This is a genomic window from Mesorhizobium sp. M7A.F.Ca.US.005.03.2.1, assembly GCF_003997795.1.
GTDB classification, from domain to species: domain Bacteria; phylum Pseudomonadota; class Alphaproteobacteria; order Rhizobiales; family Rhizobiaceae; genus Mesorhizobium; species Mesorhizobium ciceri.
Genome location: NZ_RZRP01000306.1, coordinates 1 through 6,722, shown reverse-complemented (window position 1 = coordinate 6,722; position 6,722 = coordinate 1). Strand labels below are relative to the sequence as shown.

Here is a 6,722-nt window from a genome sequence, read left to right as displayed (position 1 = left end):
GCATCACCTGGTCGACGGTCAGCACCTCGCCACCGCTGACCAGCGCATCGAGCCGGCCGTCCGGCCGCTTGCGGATCCATTCGGACACGGAATGGCAGAGGATCCTTATCCCCTTCTTTTCCATCGTTTCGTGCAGCATGCGCCGCAGGTCCATGTCGAACCGGCTGAGGATCTCCTTGCCGCGATAGACCAGCGTGGTGTCGACGCCGAGACCGTGAAAAATGTTGGCGAACTCGACGGCGATGTAACCGCCGCCCTCGATCATGATCGCCCTGGGCAATTCCTTGAGGTCGAAAGCCTCGTTGGAAAAGATGCAATGTTCGTGGCCGGGCAGCGCCGGATGCGCCGCCGGGCGGCCGCCGGTGGCAATCAGAATCTGGTCTGCTGTGACGGTGCGATCCTCACCCAGGAGATGCACGACATGCGGATCGACGATCATGGCGCGCGAGTGGAAGGTCTCGCCGCCGGCGCCCTCGACGTTCCTGACGTAGATCGCCTCCAGCCGGCTGATCTCGCGATCCTTGTTGGCGACCAGCGTCTGCCAGTCGAAACTGGCTTCCGGCACCGTCCAGCCATAGCCGGCGGCGTCGGCGAAGTGCTCGGGAAATTGCGAGGCATAGACGTAGAGCTTTTTCGGTACGCAGCCGCGGATGACGCAGGTGCCGCCATAGCGGTATTCCTCGGCGATGCCGACACGCTTGCCGAGTGCCGCGGCGACGCGCGCCGCCCTCACCCCGCCCGAGCCGCCGCCGATGACGAAAAGATCGTAGTCGTAACCGGCCATGACGCGGCTCCCAGGCTTCAGAAATGTGTCAGACAGGTAGGCCGCAAAACGGCAAAAGAAAAGCCCGGACAGGCCGGGCTTTCGCAGTAGGCCGCAAGGCCATTTGAAAATGCGGGTCAGTTGTTGTCCGCGGGGGCCGCGCCGTCGGCGGGCGCTGCGCCATCGGCCGGAGCTGCGGCTCCGTCGGCGGGCGCGGCAGGTGCTGCCTGCGCCTTTGCCTTGGCGGCTGCGGCCAACGTTTCGCCGACCTGCTGGGCGAGATCGCGGCCGAGGCCGTTCTGCCAGATGTCGGCTGCCTTGACCAATTCGCGGGTCACCGTCGGGCCGCTATCGAGCAGCTTCTTGCCCGAATCGGAATTGTAGAAGGCGGCGATGTCGGTCAGTTCCTTTTCGGAGAACACTTTCGCGTAGGCGAGTGCTGCTTCCTTCTCGAGGTCGGCGCGGCGCGAGGCCAGCGCCAGAGCCTTCTCGTTGATCGTCTTGCCGATCAGTTCCTGCATGTCCGGGTTCTTCTGGATCAGCTGCGATTCGAGCGCCGCGGCTGCCTGCGGCAGGATGTTGTCGAACGGGTCGGTCGCGTGGATCGCAGCGACCGCCGCGCGGGCGGCCTTCAGGTGCGCTTCCGTGACATCCTGCGAAAACGCCGGCGACGAGAAGGCGAAAACGGCCGAGGCCGCCAGAAGGACGGAAAGGCTGCGAACCCGGTTATGCAACGTCATGATCGGTAGAACTCCCTGGTTTTCGGGCGGCATGGACGGTTTGGATACCGTCGCCGCCGGCGATGATGGCCGCTGAAGCCAGCCCGATGAAAAGACCATGCTCGACCACGCCCGGAATGGCGTGGAGAGCATTCGAAAGCGCTCTTGTATCCGGAATGCGGCCAAAAGATGCATCGAGGATAAAATGGCCGCCGTCTGTAACAAAAGCCTGTCCGCCCGTCATCCTCAATGTGACCGGTCCGGAAAGACCGAGCTTTTCAGCCGCTGCGGCAACCGCGATTTCAGTGGCGCGCAGGCCGAACGGATTGACTTCGATCGGCAGGGGAAAACGGCCGAGCGTCTCGACCATCTTGGAGCGGTCGGCGATGACGATCATGCGCTGGGACGCCGCGGCGACGATCTTCTCGCGCAGCAGCGCGCCGCCGCCGCCCTTGACCAGGGTCAGTTCCGGGTCGACTTCGTCGGCGCCGTCGACGGTGAGATCCAGCTCTGGCGTTTCCTCCAGCGTCGACAGCGGCACGCCAAGCTCGCGGCACAGCAACGCGGTGCGCTCCGAAGTCGGCACGCCGATGATCGCCATGCCGGTTGCGACCTTTTCGGCAAGCAGCCGCACGAACTCCTCGGCCGTGGTGCCGGTGCCGATGCCAAGCCGCATGCCGTCGCTTACATGGGCGAGTGCTGCCCGCGCGGCTTCGACCTTCAACTGCCTTGCATCCATGTCGGTTATTGCCCCGGAAATTCGCTGCCGGGCTCGTAGCATTTTTGCCGGTCCGGTCAAAGCCCTGGACGGCGCTTCTCCAGGTGATGCTCAGTATAGGAATTATTTCCTTGACGGGTGAGCGCAGCTATGCTACATTTTTGCCTATGGTGTTGATTTGCGCCAACAGCCCGCCGTCGAGGCGGTTTTTTTCATAGCGGCGTCCAGCCGCGAATGCCCGGCCTGATAAGCAGGCCCCGCCTGAACGAACTGGCCCCGCGCTTGCCTTGACGCGCCGCAGCCTTTATCGCCTGCCCATTGCACACCTGCCCAGGACAGACCATGACCCGACCGATCATCGTGTTCGACCTCGACGGTACGCTGATCGACACAGCGCCGGACCTGCTCGACAGCCTCAACCACAGCCTGGCCGCCAGCGAGATCGCGGCGGTCGACGAAGCCGGCTTCAGGCGCTTTGTCGGTCACGGCGGCCGGGTGATGATCGAGCGGGCGCACGCCGCCCATCAGCGATCGCTTGCCGTCGAGGAGCACGACCGGCTGCTGAAACTTTTCCTCGACCACTACACGCTCAACATCCCCGGCAAGTCGCGCCCCTACCCCGGTGTCGTCGAGGCGATCGCGCGCTTCGAGGAGGCCGGCTATATCCTCGCCATCTGCACCAACAAATACGAAGCCAACTCGCTGGCGCTGATCGAGGCGCTCGGCCTGACCAAACATTTCGCGGCGATCGCCGGCCAGGACACGTTCGCCTTCCGCAAGCCCGACCCGCGCCATTTGATCGAGACCATAAAGCTGGCCGGCGGCGACCCTCACCGCGCCCTGATGGTCGGCGATTCGCAAACCGACATCGACACGGCGAAAGCCGCCGGCATTCCGGTGGTGGCGGTCGATTTCGGCTACACCGACCGCCATGTGCGGGAGTTCGAGCCTTCTGCGGTGATTTCGCATTTCGACGCCCTGACGCTCGATCTGGCGCAAAGGCTGATTGCTGCCGCCGGAAACTGACCGGAAGGCGGCGGGAGACAGGGCGCAAAGCACAGCAAAACCGATCCGTGTCAGAACGCCGGACACCGCCTTGACTTCCCGCACCTGCCTCCCTTATATCGCGGCTCGCTTGGCCTTCGGGCAACGAGCGGGCGATTAGCTCAGCGGGAGAGCACACCCTTCACACGGGTGGGGTCGCAGGTTCAATCCCTGCATCGCCCACCATCGGCCTTCCTGAACGCCGCACCCCAAAATGCCTAGCAACTACACCCCGCCCCTTCCCCGCCAATTCTTCTGGGCGAATTCCACGCGCTGCTGTAGCTCGCATATCTCTGGAACGGGCAGACGTCGGAGCCGTTTCGGACCTTCATCTGTTCGCGATCCCAAAACGACACCTCGATGCGGTCGTCGGCGCAAAAGACCGTATAGCGTTGTTCCGGTTCAGCGCTCGGGCTTGCTCCATGGGCCGGGCTTCATCGAGCGTCACTTGCCCGACAGGTCGCTGAGCGCTTCGTCCATTAGCCAAAGATGCGTAGTCGCAGCAATGGAAGGCGGCGAGATAGTCGCCGCGCATGAACTCCTGTCGATGGGGCCAAACTCTGCCCTACGCCGGTCGAGCCGCGATCAGCGCTTCATCGCGTGCAGGATGGCCTGCATGTGCTCTTCCAGGTCGAGTTCACCCCGAGCCTCGGCGGTCAACAGGTAATCGGCCTTGGCCCGGCGGTCGCCTCGGCTGATCGCTGGATAGGAGCAGATGGCCAGCAAGGCTTCCTGTTCAATCCGGTCTGCCCTCTTGCATTCGTGGCTGCTGCTGCCCGCTTGATGAACAACCCTGTGAAGCTCGACATAGCTGGCTTCATGGGCTCCGATCAGCGCCCGCAATTCGGGTGAGGCCCCTTCCGCTTCGGCAAACGTCGGTTCAATGACCGAGGCGACGGCGGTAAACGCAAGAAGTGTACGGCGTGTGATTTCGGGCATGCCTCATATCCCTGCTGTCCGATCATGCAGGCACACCATAGCACCGGCGCAACGGTTCGAAGAGATGCTCCGGGACGCGACCGCACTGTCTGCTGACAAAATGTACTCGCTCCCGCAGCCCGCCCTCCCAGCAGCCAGTGTGGCCTTAAGTCGCAATGATTGGCTTGCGAAAGCAGGGTTTCGGGCTTCATTGACGCTGCGATCGACACCATATGGTGATCCACAGCCCTCCAAACGAGAGAAGCTCGCTTTGACGCGGTCGCATAGCGGCCGTCAGCCGGCAATGGCTATGAACCAGGAACCTGAAAAACAATGCCTGAAAATGTCAGACCAATTTCGAAAGACGTCCCCCTCATTCAGCTAGGCGTCTATCAGTGCCGCTTCCCGGTAAGCGAAGACCGGTCGGTACCCGGCGGTTATCGTTTTTGTGCCGGGCCAACCTCGGCGGATCGCGTCTATTGCGATCACCACCACAGCATCGTGACCGCCGTCGACCCTCGTCGAACCCGTTCAGGTCTCCACCCCGCTCAACGACGCGCCGCGTAAGTCAAGTGCGCGGCGGCCCCTCATTCGGGAAGCTGCAAACCAGTGGACGGAACCGGCACCCGTTTCAGTTGCGGAACAAACCGGCATACCAGCGAGTTTCTCCCCGACGAAACTTGAGGGAAAGCCATGTCCAGATTTCTGCTGGCGACCAGCGTCGCCGTTCTTCTCGCCGGCGGGCCGGCCTTGGCCGCGGACGACAAGCCGCTGCCGCCGCCCAATGCCAAGAAGCTGTCGGAGATCATTGCCAAGGTCGAGCAGCGCGACGGCTTTCGCTATGTGGACGAGGTCGACTGGGACAGCGGCGCCTACACCGTCACCTATTACACGGCGGACAAGGCGAAGGTCGAAATCACCTATGATCCCGTGACGGCGGAGCCGAAATAGGGACGTTCCGACGCGAATTCGTTCTCGGCTGCGTCACAGGCTCCCGGCGCCAACTTCGGCGATCGCCCTGGCGCGGGCGCCTCCCCTTGCGTCAGTCGTGCTTTGATGGCTGACTGTCATTTCCTGGAATAGCTCCGGGCGCCGCATTGGGGGATGGGGATGGCGACGGCAAAGCACGTGATGAAGCGCATATTGATGATGTTGGCCGGCTACTTCGTATCGGTGCTGGTCGGCCTGATCGCCATCGCGGTGATCTATGGCGTGCTCAGTTCCTTGCCCAATGCGCCCAACTATTTCGACGTCATGGGCGTTTCGCCGATCGCGGTGCTGCTGGTGCCGCCGCTCGGCATGTTCGTCTATTTCCTGACCATCGTGGTGACCGCGCTGCAGACGTTGATCTTCGCGCTGATCGCCGAGTTCTTCTCGTTGCGCAATGTCCTGCTGCACATGGTTTTCGGCGCTGGCGCCGCAGTCGGCGGCTTCGCCTTGATCTGGCCGAGCGCACCGGAGGACATGGACCCGGAGCGTTGGGTCGACATCGGCATCATTGCCGCTGCCGGCCTTGTCGCCGGGTTGCTCTATTGGCTGATCGCCGGGCGCGACGCCGGCTTCCGACGGCCGCTGTTCGAGCGCTAAAAATCAACTCGAAGGCGAACGCACCGCCTCCGTGGCATCCAGGGCCTGCTTCAGCCGCGAGTCGCGGTCGTAGACGTCGCCGAAATATTCGACCTTGCCCGACAGATCGGGCCATGCGGTGAAATAGGCGACATAGACCGGGATCGTGCGTGTCACGTTCTCGGTCGCGTGGCCGTGCTTCAGCTTTTCGGCGATATAGTCCACGGAGGTGCCAAGCACCGCCGCCGCCATGCCGCGCGGATCCTGCAGCCGCACGCAGCCATGGCTGAGCGCGCGCATATCGCGCTGGAAGAACGATTTCTGCGGCGTGTCGTGCATGTAGATCGCATGCTTGTTGGGGAACAGGATCTTCAACTCGCCCAGCGCGTTGGCCTCGCTCGGCTGCTGGCGCACGCTGTAGGGGATGTTCGAGCCATAGGCGCCCCAGTTGACCGCCGACGAAGGAATGCGCTTGCCGCGCGAATCCGTCACCTCATAGCCGGACCGGTCGAGATAGCCCGGATCGTTGCGCAATCTCGGCAGCATCTCGTTGACGATGATCGACTGGGGCACGCCCCAATAGGGATGGAAATCGACCTGCTTGATCTGGTCGTAGAAGAAGGAGGTCTGGTTGGTGGTCCGGCCAATGACGGCACGCGTCTTGAGCTTTTCCTCGCCATTGTCGATGTAGCTCGCGGTGAAGGCCGGCTGGTTGATGAAGACGCGCGGGCTGCCGAGATCGGAGGGCAGCCAGCGCAGTTCCTCCAGCGCCACTTCCACCTTCAGCAGCTTGTCGGCCTTGGATGTTCCGGCCAGCGTCGCGACGGTGCGCGGGCCGATGACGCCGTCGCCCTTCATGCCTGCCTTCTGCTGCACGGCCTTGATGACCGGGACCAGTTCCGGATCATAGACGTCGCTGGTGGCCAGCCTGGACAGGACCTCGCCATAGGCGCCGCCCATCTCGTCATCGAGATTGCGCGCGATCAGGGTCAGC

At 63.0% G+C, this 6,722-nt stretch carries 8 protein-coding genes and 1 tRNA gene; 4 read left to right on the top strand and 5 right to left on the bottom strand.

What is annotated here, in order from left to right:
• The 3 genes from EN991_RS18060 to rpiA all read right to left on the bottom strand — a co-directional run.
• The coding region (locus tag EN991_RS18060) for an FAD-dependent oxidoreductase (RefSeq protein WP_164769163.1) at nucleotides 1–784 on the bottom strand (784 nt) is incomplete at its 3' end.
• Between the two features lie 116 nt (nucleotides 785–900).
• Entirely contained in the window at nucleotides 901–1,503 is a 603-nt protein-coding gene (locus EN991_RS18055) for a DUF2059 domain-containing protein (protein WP_013531665.1), read from the bottom strand.
• Nucleotides 1,490–2,221 carry a ribose-5-phosphate isomerase RpiA gene (gene rpiA / locus EN991_RS18050; RefSeq protein WP_063172140.1) on the bottom strand — a complete coding sequence of 244 codons (732 nt, stop codon included), beginning with the start codon at nucleotides 2,219–2,221 and terminating at the stop codon, nucleotides 1,490–1,492. The genes EN991_RS18055 and rpiA overlap by 14 nt, the downstream gene beginning before the upstream one ends.
• A gap of 321 nt (nucleotides 2,222–2,542) precedes the next feature.
• Here rpiA and EN991_RS18045 point away from each other — a divergent pair, with 321 nt between their 5' ends.
• Nucleotides 2,543–3,226, top strand: coding sequence for a phosphoglycolate phosphatase (locus EN991_RS18045; RefSeq protein ID WP_127369243.1), 684 nt, complete (start codon nucleotides 2,543–2,545; stop codon nucleotides 3,224–3,226).
• A 129-nt stretch (nucleotides 3,227–3,355) separates the two neighbouring features.
• Nucleotides 3,356–3,430 (top strand) — tRNA-Val (locus EN991_RS18040).
• A gap of 399 nt (nucleotides 3,431–3,829) precedes the next feature.
• Here the strand turns inward: EN991_RS18040 and EN991_RS18035 are convergent.
• On the bottom strand, nucleotides 3,830–4,183 hold the full coding sequence (locus tag EN991_RS18035) for a hypothetical protein (protein WP_127369242.1): 354 nt from the start codon (nucleotides 4,181–4,183) through the stop codon (nucleotides 3,830–3,832).
• A 672-nt stretch (nucleotides 4,184–4,855) separates the two neighbouring features.
• On the opposite strand from EN991_RS18035, the gene EN991_RS18025 reads away from it, so the two are divergent.
• Both EN991_RS18025 and EN991_RS18020 read left to right on the top strand, forming a co-directional pair.
• Entirely contained in the window at nucleotides 4,856–5,113 is a 258-nt protein-coding gene (locus EN991_RS18025; protein WP_063172137.1) for a PepSY domain-containing protein, read from the top strand.
• Nucleotides 5,114–5,266: 153 nt separating this feature from the next.
• Complete coding sequence (locus EN991_RS18020; protein ID WP_164753774.1) at nucleotides 5,267–5,749, top strand: hypothetical protein; 483 nt, start codon at nucleotides 5,267–5,269, stop codon at nucleotides 5,747–5,749.
• A 3-nt stretch (nucleotides 5,750–5,752) separates the two neighbouring features.
• On the opposite strand, the gene EN991_RS18015 is transcribed toward EN991_RS18020, so the two are convergent.
• Nucleotides 5,753–6,722 (bottom strand): L,D-transpeptidase family protein (locus tag EN991_RS18015; RefSeq protein WP_164769162.1); only part of this gene is annotated, 970 nt, incomplete at its 5' end.

Excerpts from the sequence above, each read along its gene's own strand:
- EN991_RS18055 (WP_013531665.1), bottom strand. The coding sequence starts at position 1,503 with ATGACGTTGCATAACCGGGTTCGCAGCCTTTCCGTCCTTCTGGCGGCC.
- rpiA (WP_063172140.1), bottom strand. The coding sequence starts at position 2,221 with ATGGATGCAAGGCAGTTGAAGGTCGAAGCCGCGCGGGCAGCACTCGCC.
- EN991_RS18045 (WP_127369243.1), top strand. The coding sequence starts at position 2,543 with ATGACCCGACCGATCATCGTGTTCGACCTCGACGGTACGCTGATCGAC.
- EN991_RS18035 (WP_127369242.1), bottom strand. The coding sequence starts at position 4,183 with ATGCCCGAAATCACACGCCGTACACTTCTTGCGTTTACCGCCGTCGCC.
- EN991_RS18025 (WP_063172137.1), top strand. The coding sequence starts at position 4,856 with ATGTCCAGATTTCTGCTGGCGACCAGCGTCGCCGTTCTTCTCGCCGGC.
- EN991_RS18020 (WP_164753774.1), top strand. The coding sequence starts at position 5,267 with ATGGGGATGGCGACGGCAAAGCACGTGATGAAGCGCATATTGATGATG.